We start from the raw sequence: 17,828 nt of genomic DNA, 5'->3' as shown, positions 1-17,828 counted from the left end.
CCGCGGGCCCGCCCCCGCCCCCCGCGCTCCCCCCCGCACCCCCCGCGCCCGCCCGGGGGGCCGCCAGCCCGCGACCCCCTGCGCCGCCGGTGCGCCGGCACTACAGAAGCAGCGTCAGTGCAGCAACGCCAGTTCCAGGCCGACCCACGCCAGGAACGCGACGAACAGCACCGCGCCTTCGCCGCGGCTGATCTTCAGGTCGCCGCGCAGCATCGGGTACAGCATCAGCACGAACACGATCGCTGCCGGCAGCTCCAGGCGCACGAACGAGGCCGGCAACGGCATCGGCCGCAACGCCGCCATGCCGCCGATCACCACCAGCACATTGAACAGGCTGGAACCGATCACGTGACCTACGACCATGTCGCCCTGGCCGCGTCGTGCAGCGGCAATGGCCGCGGCGACTTCCGGCAAGGCAGTACCGATGGCCACCGGCAACAAACCGGCCAGCAACGGCGACATACCCCAGCCCGCACCAATCACCGGCGCCGCCTGTACCACGAAACGCGCGCCGTAATACAGCACCACCGCCGCGATGACCACGCGGATCAGGTTCAAGCCCAGCACGGTACGGGTGGTGGCGTAGTCGGCGATACTTTCCTGCAATGCCACGGGCTCATGCCGCGCCCGCTTCAGCAGGAAGGCCAACACCCCGACAAAGCCCAGCAGCAACACGATGCCTTCGATGCGGCTGATCGCGCCATCCAGCCCGAACACGATCAGGGCCAACGTCGCCACGGCCAGCAATACCAGCAAGGGCGACAGCACACGCGTACGCACCATCAGCGGGAAGGCCAGCGCGGCCAGGCCCAGGGTCAGGCCGACATTGACGATATTGCTGCCGACCGCATTACCCAGCGCCAGCTCCTGTGCACCCACCGCAAAGGCACGCGCATTGACCACCAGCTCCGGCAACGAGGTACCGAAGGCCACCAGCAGCAGACCCGCGACGAAGGGCGAGGCACCGAAGCGCTGGGCCAGGCCGGAGGCCGCCTTGACGATGGAATCACCGCCCAGGGCCAACAGCACCAGCCCCAGGACAAACCATGCGATCGCTTCGAACATTGCGCCTCCCTCCCCTGCTGTGATGACGGCAGTGCCCGGAGCATACCCGCGCTACTGCCTATGACCGCCTCAGCGTATCAGCCACAGCCTTCCACGTAATCCACCTGCGGCGGCAGGCCCACGCGCCACGTCGTGGCCTTGCCGTCGGCGCCCAGCTCGACCACCAGTGCGCCCTGGCTGCCATCCGTTGCCGGCACCCGCAGCACCTTGCCGCCTTCCACGTACTTGTGCGGCTGCAACGGCTCGGCCTGCGGGTAAAGCGCCTGCAGCTGCGCCAGGTCCATGCCGATCCTGCCACCGCCCGGTGCCGCGGTATCGCCACCACGCACGTCGTAACGGAGAAACCTGCCGCCCTCCACCATGAAGAACGGCCCACCCTCGCTGTGCGCCGCCGGCGACAGGTAGTAGCAGGCGCCATCGGCCGCCGCGTCGCCCTGCAAGTCGGAGCCCCAGACCGTGCGCAGCTGCTCGACATCGATCCCAAGCTGGGCTGCGCCATACCCCTGCCAGTCGGCATCGCTGCCTGTCGCCGGCGCGGTGCTGACGGCATCTGCCGCCTGCGCCTGCGCCGGCGTCGCGGCGGCGGCAGGCGCTACCGGCTCGGCAGGCGGCGGACGCTGGCAGGCCACCAGCAGCACGGCGAACAGTGACATCGGCACGGCAAAACGATTCATGCGACAGCTCCGGACAGGTCCCTGGCCGAGTCTAGCCGCAAGCATGGGCGGCCCGCGCGAAGACAGGCTTGTCATCGGGGTTTCACCTGATGGCGACAGGCTGGGCGCCTACGTCGCCCGTGCCCAACGCCATGCAACCGCACAAGACCGAACTTGGCCACACCGTGCTGCAGACGCACCGTGCCGCGCTGGACCTGCGCCAGCGGCGGGCGCTGATCCTGTGCGACGGCAAGCGCAACCTGGCCGAACTGAGCGGCATGCTTGGCAATGACGTGCCCGAATTGATCGCGCAGCTGCAGCGCGACGGCTACCTGCAGGTGGACGCGCCACCTGCGCCCGCGCCTGCCCCACTCCCGGCTGCCCCCGCGGCAGCCGCCGAGGCCGTGGCTCCAGCGCCGGCACCGCAGCGTGCGCCTGTGGAGCGGCGGCGCTCGATGGTGGCCGCCCGCATCTACGTGCTGGATATCCTGGCACTGCAGCGCAATCCCATCGCGGCGCAACTGCACAAGCTGCTGCAGGCCGCACGCGAAGAAGGCGACACGGTGAACGCACTGAAGCTGGCGCTCAGCCATCTTCCGGCAATGACCTCCGACGGCTATACCCAGCGCGTGCGTGGGCGCCTGCAGGAAGTGCTGCCGGAAACGCATCTGGCAGCGGTGCTGGAACCAGCACCGCTGCCAGCCTGACTCAGCCCTTCGGCGGCGCGAAGTTGTTGCGCAGCCCACTCCAGCAGGCCTGGTAGCCGCGCTGGCGGTGCGCGGCCTCCATTGCCTGTTCGGTCGGGCAGATCACGCCACGGGTTTCGAACATGAAGGCCATGGTGTCGGTGATGACGTCGGGCTTGGACAGATCGGCCTGCGAGGCCTTGTCGAAGGTGGCCGCATCCGGGCCATGGCCGGTCATGCAGTTGTGCATCGAGGCACCTCCCGGCACGAAGCCCTCGGCCTTGGCGTCGTAGGCACCGTGGATCAGGCCCATGAACTCGCTGGCGATGTTGCGGTGGAACCACGGCGGGCGGAAGGTGTTCTGCGCCACCAGCCAGCGTGGCGGGAAGATCACGAAATCCAGGTTGCTGGTACCCGGGGTATCGCTGGCCGAATGCAGCACCAGGAAGATCGACGGATCCGGATGGTCGTAGCTGATCGAGCCGATGGTGTTGAAGTGACGCAGGTCGTAGCGGTACGGCGCGTAGTTGCCGTGCCAGCCGACCACGTCTAGGGGAGAGTGGCCGATGTCAGCGCGCCACAGGCGGCCCTGGAACTTCGCCACCAGCTCGAACTCACCATCGACGTTTTCGTAGGCGGCGACCGGGGTTTCGAAATCGCGCGGGTTGGCCAGGCCGTTGCTGCCGATCGGGCCGAGGTCGGGCAGCTTCAACAGCGCGCCGAAGTTCTCGCAGACATAGCCACGCGCCTGGCCATCGGGCAGCTCCACCGCGAAACGCACGCCGCGCGGAATCACCGCGATCTGCTGCGGTTCGATCTCGATCACGCCCAACTCGGTGCGCAGGCGCAGGCGGCCGAGCTGCGGCACGATCAGCAGCTCGCCATCGGCGTTGTAGAAGTAGCGACCGCGCATGTCGGCATTGGCCGCATACAGGTGGATGCCGGCGCCGCTATGGGCTTCAGCCGAGCCGTTGCCGCCCATCGTGTACAGGCCCTCGACGAAATCGGTGGGCGTGGTGGGCAGCGGCAGCGGGTCCCAGCGCAGCTGGTTCGGCGAGGCGGCGGCCTTGCTGAAATCGCTGTGCAGGCGAGGCTGCTCGAACGGGGTGAACTCACCGTGCATCGCCGCCGGGCGGATGCGGTACAGCCAGCTGCGGCGGTTGCTGCCGCGCGGCGCGGTGAAGGCGGTGCCGGTCAGCTGCTCGGCATACAGCCCGTGCGCCACCTGCTGCGGCGAATTGCGACCCACCGGCAAGGTGCCGGGCACAGCCTCGGTGGCGAACTCATTGCCGAAGCCGGATTGATAAGCGTTGCTGACCATGGTGACGGCCTATGTTTTGCGATTGAGCCCCTCTCCCGCTTGCGGGAGAGGGGTTGGGGTGAGGGGAGCTTTTGACTTGATCCTAAGGCAACTGGCGACCTGGGTGCGGCGGAAATCAACAGCAACTGCAAGAGCTTGCCCTCACCCCAACCCCTCTCCCGCAAGCGGGAGAGGGGCTTTGAGCAAAGGCTTCGAGCAAAGGCCTCAAGCAAAGGCCTCAAGCAAAGCGCTTACAGCACACCACGGTCCATCTGGTCGCGCTCGATGCTTTCAAACAAGGCCTGGAAGTTGCCTTCGCCAAACCCTTCATTGCCCTTGCGCTGAATGATCTCGAAGAAGATCGGGCCGATGCAGTTCTTGGTGAAGATCTGCAGCAGCTTGCGCTGCTTGGTTTCCGGGTCGGCGTCGATCAGGATCTTGTTCCTGCGCAGGCGCTCGACGTCTTCGCCGTTGTTCGGGATGCGCAGGTCGACCACGTCGAAATAGGTGTCCGGCGTATCCAGGAACTCGATGCCCTGTGCACGCATCGCTTCGACCGTGTCGTAGATGTTGTCGGTGAAGCAGGCGATGTGCTGGATGCCCTCGCCCTTGTAGGCATCGAGGTATTCGTTGATCTGGCTCTTGGGGTCGGAGGACTCGTTGAGCGGGATGCGCACGACGCCGTCCGGCGCGGTCATTGCCTTGGACACCAGGCCGGTCTTGGCACCCTTGATGTCGAAGTAGCGGATCTCGCGGAAGTTGAACAGGCGCTCGTAATAGTCCGACCACTGCTGCATGTTGCCCAGGTACAGGTTGTGGGTCAGGTGGTCGATGAAGGTCAGGCCGAAGCCGACCGGGTTCTGCTCGGCACCGTCGATGACCTCATAGTCGGCGTCGTAAATGCTGCCGGCAGTGCCGTAGCGGTCCACCAGGTACAGCATGCAATCACCGATGCCCTTGATCACCGGTGCAGGTACCGCGCGGGTTTCGGCCAGCAGGTCCACTTCCTCGGCGCCGTTGCCCAGGGCCGCCGACAGTACCTCGGCGGCCGGCTTCTGGAAGCGGATGGCGAAGCCGCAGGCGCTCGGGCCATGCTTGGCGGCGAAGTCGGCGGCGAACGAATTGGGCTCCTCGTTCACAAGAAAGTTGACGCCGCCTTGACGGTAGACGGTAATAGCACGCTGCCGGTGGCGGAGTACGGCCGTGAACCCCATGTTCTTGAAGTAGGCGTGCAGCTGGGCAGCCTGCCCAGCCGGTGCGGCGAACTCGACGAACTCAAAACCATCGATGCCCATCGGGTTTTCAAAGGTGGTGACCTGCATGCCCAGGTTGGGCGCGTTGGATGCGGTTGGGGTATTCATGGGTTGCCTCCGGGAGCATGGCGGTCGCCGGGGTGCCGGCGATGAAAACAGGAAGATCCGCCGCAAAAAGCGGGTCTGGACCGAAGGTTATAGTTTCACATGAAACCACCATCAAGGTGCACTGCAGCATGAGCTCTTCCGATTACAGCAAGTCCACCAGCATCCGCGCCTCGCACGTGTTGCTGGATCTTGAGCAGTTCCTGCCTTACCGCATCAGCGTGTTGTCCAACCGGGTCAGCGGCAACATCGCCCGGCTGTACGGCGAGCGCTACGGCCTGGCCATTCCCGAATGGCGGGTGATCACCATCCTGGCGCTGTACCCGGGCTCCTCGGCCAGCGAAGTGTCCGAGCGCACGGCAATGGACAAGGTGGCCGTCAGCCGCGCCGTGGCGCGCCTGCTGGAACGCGGTTTCATCAAACGCGAGACCCATGGCGATGACCGTCGTCGTTCGGTGCTGGCGCTTTCTGCCGCAGGCTTCGAGGTCTACGAGACCATCGCGCCGATGGTGATCGAGATGGAACGGCGGCTGATGTCGGCGCTCACCGAGGAAGAGGAACAGGTACTCGAACGCCTGATCACGCGCCTGGCCGACGCCGGCCTGCAGCGCATGAACGAGGGTTGATCGTCAGCGACGATCAGCTCAGGTGCTTGCGCCGCGCATAGATCCACGGCGCGGCAAGGGCCGCGATCGCACCACCTGCAAAACCCAATGCCGCCGCCACCGCCGCCGCTTCCACGCGGCCGGGCAACGCCAATGCTGCAAGCAGCAACAGGCCGGCCGGCAGACCGATGAACGAGGTCAGGAAGAACCGCCAGCGCGGCACCCAGGTGTGCAGCTGCATCAGGCTGGCGCCGGTCCAGGCATCGTTGGCCTGGTCACGTCCAATTTTGTCCACAAGCTTGACCAGGTCAACTTCGGCAGCGCCCTTGCCCATGCGCGCCAACGCCAATGCCGCGTCAACTTCGGCGGGTGCAGGCCAGTTGGATGGCCATGCCTGCGGCGCCGCCACGCCATAAGCCGTCAGCAATGGCAACGACAAGGCCGGCACCGGCAATGCGCGCAGTCGACGCTTGTCCATCACACACCAGAACTGGGTCAGACCGCCGTTGCTGACCTGATACAGCGCCAACTGCTCCGGCGCCGGATAAGGCAGCGCGGTCACCCGGGCGGCCATCGATTCCACGCCCATCGCGCGCAGGAAACCGACACGGCTGCGGCCGGCGTGTGTCCAGCCCAGCCCCAATGGCGACAACAGCATGACTTCGGCGTGATCGCTGACGCCGCTGTTGGCGCGCTCATCGCTGGCCAGATAGGCTGACAAGGAATTGGGTTCGGCCACATCGGGCTTGCCCCAACGCTGCGAATGGCCGAGCAGGAACTTCAGCGGCACGCGCGCAGCGATGGTCTCGCCACGTACGTTGTCGGAGGCGAACGGCACCACGCTGGCAACAAAGGCACGCAGTTCGTTGCCAGGCGACGCGCTCCATTCCGGCGGCAACAGCCCGGCCAGCAGGCCGTTGCGCGCAACCTGGTCGATCTGCTCCTTCTGCTCCACCAGCCGGGTGACAGCCGACTGCAACATGATGTTGGGCGGCACCGCCGCCTGTGGCAGCCGGTAGCGCGGCGGCGGTGCGGACTCTTCGGGCGCCGCGCTTTCGTCCAGCAGTTCGTCCACCGTGGGCAGGCTGGTACTGGCAAGGTCCTGCTCAACAGTGGCGGTGCTGGAATCGGGGCTGGCAGCTGGCTGCATGATGAGGAAGGGCAAGACGCCGGATGCAGAGGGATTGATCCGTTAGCGGCCGCGGACTAACAAAATGAAGACGACGGCTGTTGCCCCCTCCCTTGCGCATCGCGCAGGGGAGGGCTGGGGAGGGGTGCCTTGGCTTTGGCCTTGGCTTTGGCTTTGGCTTTGGCTTTGGCTTTGGCTTTGGCTTTGCTTCCAGCCGACAGCTAACAGCTAACAGCAAAATCAAAGGCACCCCTCCCCAACCCTCCCCTTGGCCTTTGGCCAAAGGGAGGGGGCAACGAAAACGGCGCCTTTCGGCGCCGTTTTCGTTCACACATCGCAGGCTTACTTCGCCGGCGGCGCCCACTCCTTCAGGAAGGCATCGAACTTGGCGCGGTCGTAGCCCTTGCCCTTTTCCAGGTCCCCGGTGAACTGCGAGTGCAGCAGCTTGCCCTCGGCATCCAGCACGAACAGGTGCGGATAGCCCTTGATCTCGGGGAAGCGCGACAGGAAGGCGGCGTTCTCGTTGTCTTCGCTGTAGTTGACCTTCATCCACACATAGTTGGCATCGCGGAAACGGCGCAGCTCCGAATCGCCTTCCATGAAGGCATCCAGCAGGTGGCACCAGGAGCACCACTCGCCGCCCACGTCCAGCATGATCCGCTTGCCACCACGCTGGGCCTCGACCTTGGCCGTTTCCAGGTCAGCGACCGGGTCACGGGCCGGGTCGAACTGCGCATTGAGCGCAGCCACCGCAGCGATATCCGCTGCGGTGGGGGTGTTGCCCGATGCCACCGGTTGGCTGGTATCGGCCACCGGTGTCTTCTGTTCGGAGGTATCCAGCGGCTGCACTTTCTCAGGCTTGGCAGCGGGCGGTTGATTGCAGCCGACCAATGCCACACTGAGCAACAGGGGAAACATTCCAAACAGCAGTTTCATCGCCAACTCCTTACTTCACGCCATGCATCAGTTTCTGCACCAACGGGGCGATCAGGAACAGCAGCACGCCGCCACCGATCAGGATCCAGAAGCCCATGGTGTAGCCGGAATGGGCCGACTGCACGGTCATGCCGCCGGCGCCACTGACGTGACCGGCAAACAGGCCCGCCAGATTGTTGCCGATGCCGGTGGACAGGAACCAACCACCCATCGCAAAGCCGACCAGACGTACCGGTGCCAGCTTGGTCACCATCGACAGGCCGATCGGCGACAGGCACAGCTCACCGATGGACTGGATCCAGTACACGGCGAACAGGGTCCAGAACGGGATCTTGTTGGTGCCCGGGTCCAGCAGGCTGGACAGGGCGAACATCAGCAGCAGGAAGGCCAGGCCATTGAAGATCAGGCCCAGGCCGAATTTGCGCGGGATCGACGGGTTGGCCTTGCCCAGGCGCACCCACAACCAGGCCAGGACCGGCGCCAGGGTGATGATCGCGATCGAGTTGACCGACTGGAACCAGGCGGTCGGGAAAGTCCAGTCACCGAACTGACGGTCGACGATGCGGTCGGCCAGGAAGGTGAAGGAACTGCCGGCCTGCTCGAAGAACATCCAGAACAGCACGTTGAAGGTGAAGATGATCAGCATGGCGATCACGCGGTTGCGCGAGACCTTGCCTTCGCGGCTGCCTTCGACCAGCAGCATGATGCCCAGGCCGATGAACATCACCGTCAGGATCACCTGCAGCACGTTGGCGCCGGCATTGAGCAGGCCGTACATCACCGGGATGGCAACCAGGCAGGCGATGGCGGTCTTGATCACCGGACCACTGCCCTGCTTGTCCGGCAGCGGCGCACCGATACCCTTCAGGTGGCGGCGCTCCAGCTGGAACCAGAACAGGCTGATCAGCATGCCGACGCCCGAGGCGATGAACACCATCTTGTAAGCCGGCATGGCGTCGGTGCCGAACACCTTCTGCGCCAGGATCTGGGTGAGGATCGGCGAGATCATCGCACCCATGTTGATGCCCATGTAGAAGATGGTGAAGCCCGAGTCACGGCGCTCGTCATCCAGCTTGTACAGCTTGCCCACCATCGTGGAGATGTTCGGCTTGAACAGGCCGTTGCCGACGATGATCGTGGCCAGGCCCAGGTTGAACACCTGCGGATTGGGGATGGCGATCATGAACAGGCCGGCGGCCATGATCACCGCGCCCATCAGGATCGAGCGTTGGTAACCGATGATCCGGTCGGCCGCGTAGCCACCGAAGATCGCCGCCGCATACACCAGCGCCAGGTAGGCACCATAGGTGTGATTGGCCGGGGTTTCGCCCGCTGCGTTGCCGCCGTGGAACTGCGCCACGATGTACAGCACCAGCGCCCAGCGGATGCCGTAGAACGCAAAGCGTTCCCAGAACTCGGTCATGAACAGCATCCACAACGGACGCGGATGGCCGAGGGTGGTCTTGAACTCCGGCACGGGCGCCGGGGTTGATGCGGAATTCGGCGCGGCAGCGCTCATGCGGTGTCCCCTGGTGATTCGGTGGGTAAGTGATGCAAGCAAGTCGGCCGGAACCGGCGCGACGGGCGAGGATCACAGAAGCGTCGGCTTCACGTCAAATACATACTGCTGCAACCAAGTGCTGCGCCAGGTCCGCGCGGGGCCACCGGGGCCTCGCCCAGGACCCCGCGCAAGTGGCTGAATAGGTTGAATTTTCAATCCCGGAATCAGGTTCAGGCGTCGCCACGGATGGTGGTGCGGACTTCGAACAACTCGGGGAAGAAGGTCAGCTCCAGCGCCTGCCGCAGGAAGCCCACACCGCTGGAACCACCGGTACCGCGCTTGAAACCGATCACCCGCATCACGGTGCGCATGTGCCGGAAGCGCCACAGCTGGAACTGGGTTTCTAGGTCCACCAGGTCCTCGCACAGCGAATACTCACGCCAATAACGGTCGGTGTCCTGATAGATGTTCTCGAATACCTGGCGCAGGGCCGGGTCGCTGATATGCGACTGGGTCCAGTCGTGGCCTTCATAGGCCGCCGGGATGGCATGGCCGAAGCGCGCCAGGTAGGCCAGGAACTCCTCGTACAGGCTGGGAGCCTCCAGCACCTCGCGCAGCTGCGCCTGCCCTTCCGGGTCATGGGCAAACACATTGAGCATGTCGGCATTCTTGTTGCCGAGCAGGAACTCGATATAGCGGTATTGCAGCGACTGGAAGCCCGAGGACGGGCCCAGCACATCGCGGAAGCCCATGTACTCGGAGGGGGTGAGGGTTTCCAACACCGCCCATTGCTCGGTCATCAGGCGCAGCACCTGCTTGGCCCGGGCCAGCACCTTGCGGCATTGCCAGACCTCGTCGCGCTGCATATGCGTCCGCGCCGCGCGCAGCTCATGCCCCAGCAGCTTCAGCCACAGCTCCGAGGTCTGGTGCTGGATGATGAACAGCATTTCGTCGTGGTGCGGCGGGTTGGACAGCGGCTGCTGGGCCGACAGCAGCTGGTCCAGGCGCAGGTAGCCGCCGTAGGTGAGCCGGCCCTGCAGATCGGTATGGATACCGGCTTCGAGCTCACGCTGGTTCTTTTCTACGGTCATCGGCCTGGCCATCGGATGGGGCGGCAAGGGTAACGCAGCGTTGGACCTTCTGTAGTGCCGACCCATGGTCGGCAAGGGGGTTACCGGTAATGCCCCTGCCGACCATGGGTCGGCACTACGCCCCCTCCCTTTGTCGAAAGCAAGGGGAGGGTTGGGGAGGGGTGCCCTGGATCTGGCTTCCGCGCAAACGGAATCGAAACACGCGCAAACCCAAGCAGCGCGACAATGTGCCGTTCCTGTTGTCACAGACTGAATACGTTGGAATTGCTCGCCCGGATCTCGTTGCGCGGAACAAACCTGGCCTGTGCCCGGTCAATCTTGTTGCGGCGCAGGACGGCTTTTTCGGACTGAGTCCTTACCATGCGTAATTCCTATCATTTGAAACCATCTGTTCAAGGTGTTGCTGCAATGACGGTTTCCGCCCAGTTCCAAATCGATTACCTGCAGTACCTGGATGCCGACGGCAACCTGGTACGTGACGATCTCCCCGCCTCGCTGCGTGAGCCGCGCTCGCTGCTGCCGATGTTCAAGCAGATGCTGGCCACGCGGGTGTTCGACACCAAGGCCGTGGCGCTGCAGCGCACCGGCAAGCTCGGCACCTTTGCCTCCTGCCTGGGCCATGAAGCGGCCCACGTCGGCATCGGCGCGGCCATGAAGAGCGGCGACGTGTTCGCCCCCAGCTACCGCGAGTACGGCGCCATGTTCATGCGCGGCGTGCGCCCGCGCGACGTGCTGATGTACTGGGGCGGCGACGAGCGCGGCAGCGACTACGACCGCAACAGCGATGCGGCCCGCGATTTCCCGATCTGCGTACCGATCTCCACCCAATGCCTGCATGCGGCCGGCTCGGCACTGTCGTTCAAGCTGCGCAACCTGCCGCAGGTTGCAGTCACCGTCTGCGGTGACGGCGGCAGCTCCAAGACCGACTTCTATGCCGCAGTGAACTCGGCCGGCGCCTACAAGCTGCCGCTGATCCTGTGCGTGGTGAACAACGGCTGGGCCATCTCGGTGCCCCGCTCGGCCCAGACCGGCGCCGAGACCCTGGCCCAGAAGGGCCTGGCCGGCGGCCTGTTCTGCCTGCAGGTGGACGGCAATGACCTGATCGCCGTGCTGGCCGCGATGGAACAGGCACGCGAGCGCGCCCTGTCCGGCCAGGGTGGCACGGTGCTGGAATTCCTCACCTACCGCCTCTCCGACCACACCACCGCCGACGACGCACGCCGCTACCGCGACGACGCCGAAGTGAAATCGGCCTGGCTGAAGGAGCCGCTGATCCGCCTGCGCAAGTACCTGACCGCGCACGGCGTGTGGAGCGAGGAAGAAGAAAAGAACTGGATCGCCGAATGCGGCACCCGCGTCGACGAGGAGGTCAACGCCTACCTCAACTGCCCGGTGCAGCCGGTCGAGGCGATGTTCGACTACCTGTATGCCGATCCGCCGCCGGACCTGCTGGCGCAGCGTGCTGCCGCCATCGCCCTGGAGCAGCGCCATGGATGACATCAAGCGCAATGCTGCCGTCACCTCGGCCAGCCACGATCACGGCGTCGCGCACAGCGCGGCGAGCAACAGCGGAGAGACCCCGATGACAGCCACCCCGATCACCCTCATCGAAGCCGTCACCCAGGCCCTGGCCTGGGAAATGGAGCACGACCCCTCGGTGCTGGTGCTGGGCGAGGACGTGGGCGTCAACGGTGGCGTGTTCCGCGCCACCGCCGGTCTGCAGCAGCAGTTCGGCCCGCAGCGCGTGCTCGACACCCCGCTGGATGAAACCACCATTGCCGGCCTCACCGTCGGCCTGGCCGCGCAGGGCATGAAGCCGGTGGCTGAAGCCCAGTTCGATGGCTTCGTCTATCCGATGGTCGATCACCTGATCTGCCATGCCGCGCGCCTGCGCAACCGCACCCGTGGTCGCCTGCATTGCCCGATGGTGCTGCGCGTGCCGTGGGGCGGTGGCATCCGCGCGCCGGAACACCACAGCGAAGCCAACGAAGCCATCTTCACCAATGTGCCGGGCATGCGCGTGGTGCTGCCGTCCAGCCCCCAGCGCGCCTACGGCCTGCTGCTGGCCGCCATCCGCGAGCCGGACCCGGTGATCTACATGGAACCCAAGCGCATCTACCGCCAGTACAAGGAAGTGGTCGCCAACGACGGCGAAGCCCTGCCGCTGGACGTCTGCTTCGTGCTGCGTGACGGCACCGACGTCACCCTGGTCACCTGGGGTGCACAGGTCAAGGAAGCACTGGAAGCAGCCGACAAGCTGGCTGGCGAAGGCATCAGCGCCGAAGTCATCGACGTGGCCACGCTGCGTCCGCTGGACTTCGCCACCATCGCCGAATCGGTGGCCAAGACCGGCCGCTGCGTGATCGTGCAGGAAGCACCGAAGACAGCCGGCTTCGGTGCCGAGATCGCCGCGCGCCTGGCCGAGGAATCGATGTACGACCTGCTGGCACCGGTCGAACGCGTTGCCGGCTACGACACCCACATCCCGCTGTTCCGCCTGGAAATGAAGTACCTGCCCAGCGTTGAGCGGATTGTGAGCGCCGCCAAGCGCGCGGTCGCGGCGGGCTGACATGCTGGCACGCTTGATTGGCAGCTACCGCAGCCAATACCGCAACCCCCTGCAGTTCCGTACCGGGCAGATCGTCGAGCTCGGTGTCCGCGACGAGGAATGGCCGGCCTTCGCCTGGGTGAAAACCAGTGAAGGCAGCGCCGGCTGGGCGCCAGTCGCCTGGTTGCAGGTATTGGACAATGGCCGTGCCGAAGCGCTGCGTGACTACAGCGCACGCGAGCTGGACGTTGACCGCGGCGAGCAGGTACGGCTGCATCACGAACATGGTGGCTGGTGGTGGTCCGAGCGCGCCGATGGCGCGCAGGGCTGGCTGCCAGCGCGCGAACTTGAATTGCTGGAAGAGAAACTCACATGAGCCAGACCAAGAATTTCAACCTGCCCGACCTGGGCGAAGGCCTGCCAGACGCGACCATCGTGGAGTGGTTCGTCAAGGAAGGCGATGTGATCAAGCTCGATGAGCCACTGGTGGCCATGGAGACCGCCAAGGCCGTGGTCGAAGTGCCCTCGCCCTATTCCGGCAAGGTACTGAAGTTGGCCGGCGGCGCCGGCGACATCGTCGTCACCGGCCACGTGCTGGCGAGTTTTGAGCTCGACCCCAACCTGCCGCAGCGCGCCGAAGGCCAGGACACCGGCCATCACCACGGCGCGCCGGCCGAGGCTGCGCCGGCACCCGTCGCCGCGCCGGCACCGGTGGTCGCCGCTGCCGCCGAACGTGCCGACGAAGGCACCGTGGTTGGCGCGATGGTCAGCTCCAATGCCGTGCACACCGAACAGGCCGTGGCCGTCGGCGGTGTGAAGGCGGTACCGGCGGTGCGCGCGATGGCGCGCAAGCTCGGCGTCGACCTGGCCCGCGTGCGCGCCACCGGCGCCGACGGCGCGGTGACGATGAATGATGTGAAGCAGGCGGCGGCGAACCCGTCCGCTTTGCTCCCCTCTCCCGCCGGGAGAGGGGCTGGGGGTGAGGGTCCGACCTCTAGTAGTGCAACTGCCGTACCCTCACCCCAACCCCTCTCCCAGGGGGAGAGGGGCTCAAGCGCCCGCACCCCGCTGTCCGCCGCCGGCAAGCCGATGCGTACCGCCCCTCCGGGCGTGGTCGCCAAGGGCCAGCCGGAACCGCTCAAGGGCGTGCGCCGCAACATGGCGCGGGTGATGGCCGACGCACACAGCAAGGTCGTGCCGACCACGCTCAGCGACGACGCCGACATCCATGCTTGGGCGCCGGGCAACGACATGACCTCGCGCCTTGTCCGCGCCATCGTCAGCGCCTGCCAGGCCGTGCCTGCGATGAATGCCTGGTTCGACGGTGACAACCTCACCCGCACCCTGCATGCGCAGGTCGACATCGGCATCGCCGTGGACACCGACGACGGCCTGTTCGTGCCGGCCCTGCGCAATGCCGACATGCTCGATGCACGTGGCGTGCGCGAAGGCATCAACCGTCTGCGCCAGCAGGTGGAAGACCGCTCGATCGCGCCGTCGGAGCTGAGCGGTTACACCATCAGCCTGTCCAACTTCGGCATGTTCGCTGGCCGTTACGCCACCCCGGTGGTTGTACCGCCGTGCGTGGCCATCGTTGCCGCCGGTCGTGCCCGCTTCCAGGTCACGCCGGTGATGGGCGGCATCGAAACCCACAAGGTCATCCCGCTGTCGGTCACCTTCGACCACCGCGCCTGCACCGGCGGCGAAGCCGCGCGCTTCCTGCGCGTGCTGATCGATGATCTGGCCAAGGCTCACTGACAATTTGTTGGTAGTGTTGTTTGAGGCCCGCAGCGATGCGGGCCTTTTTTTGCCTGGCATTTGCACTGGGCATGCTTGTGCCTTGCTTGGGGTCTGCTTGCTAGAAGCTTCCCCTCACCCCACCCCCTCTCCCGCAGGCGGGAGAGGGGGTGGGGTGAGGGCAGCACCTGCTCGTGACCTTTCGCCCGATCCCGACAAAAAGCATCACCCACCTGTAACGCCAACCCGCCATCCGGGCGCTACGATTGGCCCATCCCACACCCTTGCCAAAACCACCATGGGCACCTGGATCTGCAGCAACTGCAAGGAAGTCAACGAAGACAACCGCGACCAGTGCTGGAAATGCGGCACCCATGCCGACGGCGCCCCGCCGCCACGTGGCTATCAGGCCGATGACAGCCGCAGCTGGACGCAAGCACCGCGCTTGATCGACTGCCCACGCTGCCCCGGGATGCAGATGGAATTCATTGGCCGCAAGCGCTTCCACGAAAGCACGCAGACCATGCCCTTCCTGCTCGGCGACATCGGTGAACTGTTCGGCAACCGCGAGGAATTCGACCTGCATGCCTGCCCGAGCTGCGGCAAGGTGGAGCTGTTCCTGTCCAATCGCCTACGCTGACCCGCACGCCCACAGGCATGCCGCCGATGCGCTTCCACCGCTGCCTGATCCTGCTGTTCATCGCGGTGTACCTGCTGGTGCTGTTCGGCGGTGCCGCACTCAAACCCGGCTATTCGCCGCTGTCACAGTACATCAGTGAACTCGGTGCGAGCGGTAGCGCGCATGCGCGCTTGATCAGCCTGTTCGGCTTCATCCCGGTGGGAATCCTGGCCGCACTGCTGTTGTGCGTGTTTGCCGGAAAGGTACCCGTGCGCGGAGCAAGTCGATTCGGCTACTGGCTGCTGATGTTCGAACCGCTGGCATGGATAGGTTCGGCGTTGGCGCCCTGCGACTTGGGCTGCCCAACCAGCGGAAGCGTTTCGCAATCACTACATACCCTGCTCGGCGTGTTCACCTATCTGGGCACCGCACTGGGCCTGCTGTTGTTGGCCACCACGCCCGCGATCCGCCCAGGCACACGCCTGTTGTGGATTGCGCTGGCAGGACTCTGGCTGCTGCTGTTCGTCCTGATGGGGGTCGAACCCCTGCAACCCTGACGCGGGCTGCTGCAGCGCCTGGCCGAGTGGAGCGTCTACGGCACGTTGTGCATCAGCGCCTGGCGACTCGCCACTCCCGTCCCTGTCGCCCACACCGCAGTAACACGCGCATCCGGATAGGCGGTGTACGCTGCGCTCCTCTGTCACCGGAGCATCCGCATGAGCCACCGCAGCCGCCTGGCCGGTTTCATCATTGATTGCCAGGGCACCGACAGCGATGCCGCCGCCGCGTTCTGGGCACCCGCACTCGGCCTGAAAGCCGAGCCCGGCTACACCGAGGACGATGGCGCGCAGTACGCAGAACTGACGGGCGCGCCGGCCGAACTGCATGTGGAAGTGCAGCGCGTCGACCACGCATCACGCGTGCATCTGGATATCGAGGCCGACGATATCGATGCCGAGGCGGATCGGCTCGAAGCATTGGGCGCACGCCGCATCGGCAAGGTCAAACGCTGGTGGGTGATGGAAGCCCCCACCGGCCATCGCTTCTGCATCGTGCAGATGAAACATCCGGAACGTGGCGCAATACCCAACATCTGGAAATAGCACTGAATTTTCACGACAACGGGCATTGCGATGTGCTGGAATGCCGCCCCAACTTCAATGAGTCAACAGCATGAGTTTGATCACCGGAATGATCGTGGGCGCACTGGGCGGCCTGGCCCTGGTCAACATCCTCGCACTGATGGCAAGGAACAGCGGCAGGCCGCATGACCTCACCACCTTCAGCTCCGATGAGAACGTGCTGGCCAAGGTTGATGCCTGGGCAAGCCAGCAGGGCTATCGCCTGGTCCGCGACATCGATGGCACCCGCGTCTATCGCAAGGGCAACAACATCCTGACCTCGCCGATGTATCTGGAAGTCACCCGCGATGGGAACAGATACACCGTCAAAAGCTACACCCAGATCAATGGTTTCATCCTCCGCGGCGACATGGCGCTGACCGGCGACACCTTCATCGCCAAGCTGCCACGATCCATGGCCAAGAAGGCGCAGAACCTGCTGTTCGCGTCCTTGAACGTACCCGGCCTGCCCTGAGCACGGAACAGCGCATTCGCCGCCTGCAACGCGCAACCGGGGATAATGCGCGATCTCCGCCCACCGGAACCGCAGCAATGCCCCCTTCTGTTTCGCTACAAAACGCACGCGTGCTGGTTGCCGGCGGCAGCCGCGGGATCGGCCTGGCCATCGCCCAGGCCTTTGCCCGCGACGGTGCGAAGATCAGCCTCTGTGCGCGTGGTGCAACGGCACTGCAACAGGCTGCCGAATTGTTATTGCGCGATGGCGCAGCCGCCGCGCACACGCAGCAATGTGATCTCGCCGATCCGATGCAGATTCAAGCCTGGATAGATGCCGCTGCAACCGCGCTGGGTGGCGTCGACATCCTCATCAACAATGCCTCCGGCTATGGCAACGGCAATGACGATGCGAGCTGGCAAGCGGGTTTCGATATCGACCTGATGGCCGCGGTGCGCGCCAACCGCGCTGCCCTGCCGCATCTGCGCCTGAGTGCGATGCCGGCCATCCTCAACATCAGCTCGATCAACGCCTCGGTGCCGACGCCACGCGCAGCGGCCTACTCCGCCGCCAAGGCCGCCTTGAATTACTACACCACCAGCCTGGCGACCGAGCTGGCGCGTGAGCGCATCCGGGTCAACGCGTTGGCACCGGGCTCGATCGAATTCCCCGGCGGACTGTGGGAGCAGCGCCGCAGCAGCGCACCCGAACTGTACGAACAGATCCGCAACAAGATCCCGTTCGGTGGCTTCGGCAATGTCGAGGATGTGGCCAACACCGCGGTGTTCCTGTGCTCGCCGGCAGCGCGCTGGATCACCGGCCAGGTGCTGGCGGTGGATGGCGGGCAGTCACTGCCGGCCTGAGCCTCGCCTGCCGTTTGTGGGAGCTGCTGTTTGTAGGAGCGGCGCGAGCCGCGAAGCCGATGCGCTCACCGATCCCCGGCTTCCCCGCGGACCCCCCGCCCCCCAACCACCCCAGCCCCAGCCAGCACCAACCCAACACACACCCACGACCCCGACCCCACC

At 65.3% G+C, this 17,828-nt stretch carries 19 protein-coding genes; 11 read left to right on the top strand and 8 right to left on the bottom strand.

Going from position 1 to position 17,828, the window contains the following annotated elements; genetic code table 11:
* Positions 1 to 114 precede the first annotated feature (114 nt).
* Positions 115 to 1,065 carry a calcium/sodium antiporter gene (locus AC1VXC_RS19385; protein ID WP_313495076.1) on the bottom strand — a complete coding sequence of 317 codons (951 nt, stop codon included), beginning with the start codon at positions 1,063 to 1,065 and terminating at the stop codon, positions 115 to 117.
* A gap of 77 nt (positions 1,066 to 1,142) precedes the next feature.
* On the bottom strand, positions 1,143 to 1,739 hold the full coding sequence (locus AC1VXC_RS19380) for a lectin (protein ID WP_481539375.1): 597 nt from the start codon (positions 1,737 to 1,739) through the stop codon (positions 1,143 to 1,145).
* Positions 1,740 to 1,870: 131 nt separating this feature from the next.
* On the opposite strand from AC1VXC_RS19380, the gene AC1VXC_RS19375 reads away from it, so the two are divergent.
* On the top strand, positions 1,871 to 2,425 hold the full coding sequence (locus AC1VXC_RS19375) for a hypothetical protein (RefSeq protein ID WP_481539374.1): 555 nt from the start codon (positions 1,871 to 1,873) through the stop codon (positions 2,423 to 2,425).
* 1 nt (position 2,426) lies between these two features.
* Here AC1VXC_RS19375 and hmgA read toward each other — a convergent pair whose 3' ends face one another.
* Positions 2,427 to 3,725, bottom strand: a complete 1,299-nt coding sequence (hmgA, locus tag AC1VXC_RS19370) for a homogentisate 1,2-dioxygenase (RefSeq protein ID WP_482995083.1) — start codon at positions 3,723 to 3,725, stop codon at positions 2,427 to 2,429.
* A gap of 230 nt (positions 3,726 to 3,955) precedes the next feature.
* Positions 3,956 to 5,065 carry a 4-hydroxyphenylpyruvate dioxygenase gene (gene hppD / locus AC1VXC_RS19365; protein WP_313495643.1) on the bottom strand — a complete coding sequence of 370 codons (1,110 nt, stop codon included), beginning with the start codon at positions 5,063 to 5,065 and terminating at the stop codon, positions 3,956 to 3,958.
* Positions 5,066 to 5,193: 128 nt separating this feature from the next.
* Between hppD and AC1VXC_RS19360 the strand changes: the two genes are divergently transcribed.
* Complete coding sequence (locus AC1VXC_RS19360; protein ID WP_057626456.1) at positions 5,194 to 5,688, top strand: MarR family winged helix-turn-helix transcriptional regulator; 495 nt, start codon at positions 5,194 to 5,196, stop codon at positions 5,686 to 5,688.
* Between the two features lie 13 nt (positions 5,689 to 5,701).
* Here the strand turns inward: AC1VXC_RS19360 and AC1VXC_RS19355 are convergent, their stop codons facing one another.
* The 4 genes from AC1VXC_RS19355 to AC1VXC_RS19340 form a co-directional block, all read right to left on the bottom strand.
* On the bottom strand, positions 5,702 to 6,832 hold the full coding sequence (locus AC1VXC_RS19355) for a hypothetical protein (protein ID WP_313495645.1): 1,131 nt from the start codon (positions 6,830 to 6,832) through the stop codon (positions 5,702 to 5,704).
* A gap of 306 nt (positions 6,833 to 7,138) precedes the next feature.
* Positions 7,139 to 7,732, bottom strand: a complete 594-nt coding sequence (locus AC1VXC_RS19350; RefSeq protein WP_481527804.1) for a thioredoxin family protein — start codon at positions 7,730 to 7,732, stop codon at positions 7,139 to 7,141.
* Positions 7,733 to 7,742: 10 nt separating this feature from the next.
* A complete protein-coding gene (locus AC1VXC_RS19345) occupies positions 7,743 to 9,251 on the bottom strand; it encodes a peptide MFS transporter (protein ID WP_313170916.1) in 1,509 nt (502 codons plus the stop codon).
* Positions 9,252 to 9,463: 212 nt separating this feature from the next.
* Positions 9,464 to 10,324 carry a tryptophan 2,3-dioxygenase gene (locus AC1VXC_RS19340; protein ID WP_313170918.1) on the bottom strand — a complete coding sequence of 287 codons (861 nt, stop codon included), beginning with the start codon at positions 10,322 to 10,324 and terminating at the stop codon, positions 9,464 to 9,466.
* A gap of 408 nt (positions 10,325 to 10,732) precedes the next feature.
* On the opposite strand from AC1VXC_RS19340, the gene pdhA reads away from it, so the two are divergent.
* From pdhA to AC1VXC_RS19295, 9 genes are all read left to right on the top strand, one after another.
* The gene (gene pdhA / locus AC1VXC_RS19335) at positions 10,733 to 11,821 is read left to right on the top strand and encodes a pyruvate dehydrogenase (acetyl-transferring) E1 component subunit alpha (RefSeq protein WP_313495647.1); all 1,089 of its coding nucleotides are present in this window, start codon (positions 10,733 to 10,735) and stop codon (positions 11,819 to 11,821) included.
* A complete protein-coding gene (locus AC1VXC_RS19330; RefSeq protein ID WP_481539901.1) occupies positions 11,814 to 12,893 on the top strand; it encodes an alpha-ketoacid dehydrogenase subunit beta in 1,080 nt (359 codons plus the stop codon). Before pdhA ends, AC1VXC_RS19330 begins: the two co-directional genes overlap by 8 nt.
* Before the next feature lies 1 nt (position 12,894).
* Positions 12,895 to 13,248, top strand: coding sequence for an SH3 domain-containing protein (locus AC1VXC_RS19325; protein WP_313170923.1), 354 nt, complete (start codon positions 12,895 to 12,897; stop codon positions 13,246 to 13,248).
* A complete protein-coding gene (locus AC1VXC_RS19320) occupies positions 13,245 to 14,630 on the top strand; it encodes a dihydrolipoamide acetyltransferase family protein (protein ID WP_313170925.1) in 1,386 nt (461 codons plus the stop codon). The genes AC1VXC_RS19325 and AC1VXC_RS19320 overlap by 4 nt, the downstream gene beginning before the upstream one ends.
* Before the next feature lie 277 nt (positions 14,631 to 14,907).
* Complete coding sequence (locus AC1VXC_RS19315; protein WP_481527807.1) at positions 14,908 to 15,249, top strand: hypothetical protein; 342 nt, start codon at positions 14,908 to 14,910, stop codon at positions 15,247 to 15,249.
* Between the two features lie 26 nt (positions 15,250 to 15,275).
* Positions 15,276 to 15,785: a DUF998 domain-containing protein gene (locus tag AC1VXC_RS19310; protein ID WP_481539900.1), complete on the top strand. Its 510-nt coding sequence runs from the start codon at positions 15,276 to 15,278 to the stop codon at positions 15,783 to 15,785.
* Between the two features lie 159 nt (positions 15,786 to 15,944).
* Complete coding sequence (locus tag AC1VXC_RS19305) at positions 15,945 to 16,331, top strand: VOC family protein (protein WP_481539899.1); 387 nt, start codon at positions 15,945 to 15,947, stop codon at positions 16,329 to 16,331.
* A 70-nt stretch (positions 16,332 to 16,401) separates the two neighbouring features.
* A complete protein-coding gene (locus tag AC1VXC_RS19300; protein ID WP_313170932.1) occupies positions 16,402 to 16,824 on the top strand; it encodes a hypothetical protein in 423 nt (140 codons plus the stop codon).
* A gap of 77 nt (positions 16,825 to 16,901) precedes the next feature.
* The gene (locus AC1VXC_RS19295) at positions 16,902 to 17,666 is read left to right on the top strand and encodes an SDR family NAD(P)-dependent oxidoreductase (RefSeq protein WP_313170934.1); all 765 of its coding nucleotides are present in this window, start codon (positions 16,902 to 16,904) and stop codon (positions 17,664 to 17,666) included.
* The last annotated feature ends 162 nt before the right edge of the window (positions 17,667 to 17,828 follow it).

The sequence above is a fragment of the Stenotrophomonas sp. STEN033 genome, assembly GCF_056856655.1.
The sequence above is the reverse complement of the archived record's forward strand: the minus strand, read 5'-3'. Positions and strand labels throughout refer to the sequence as shown.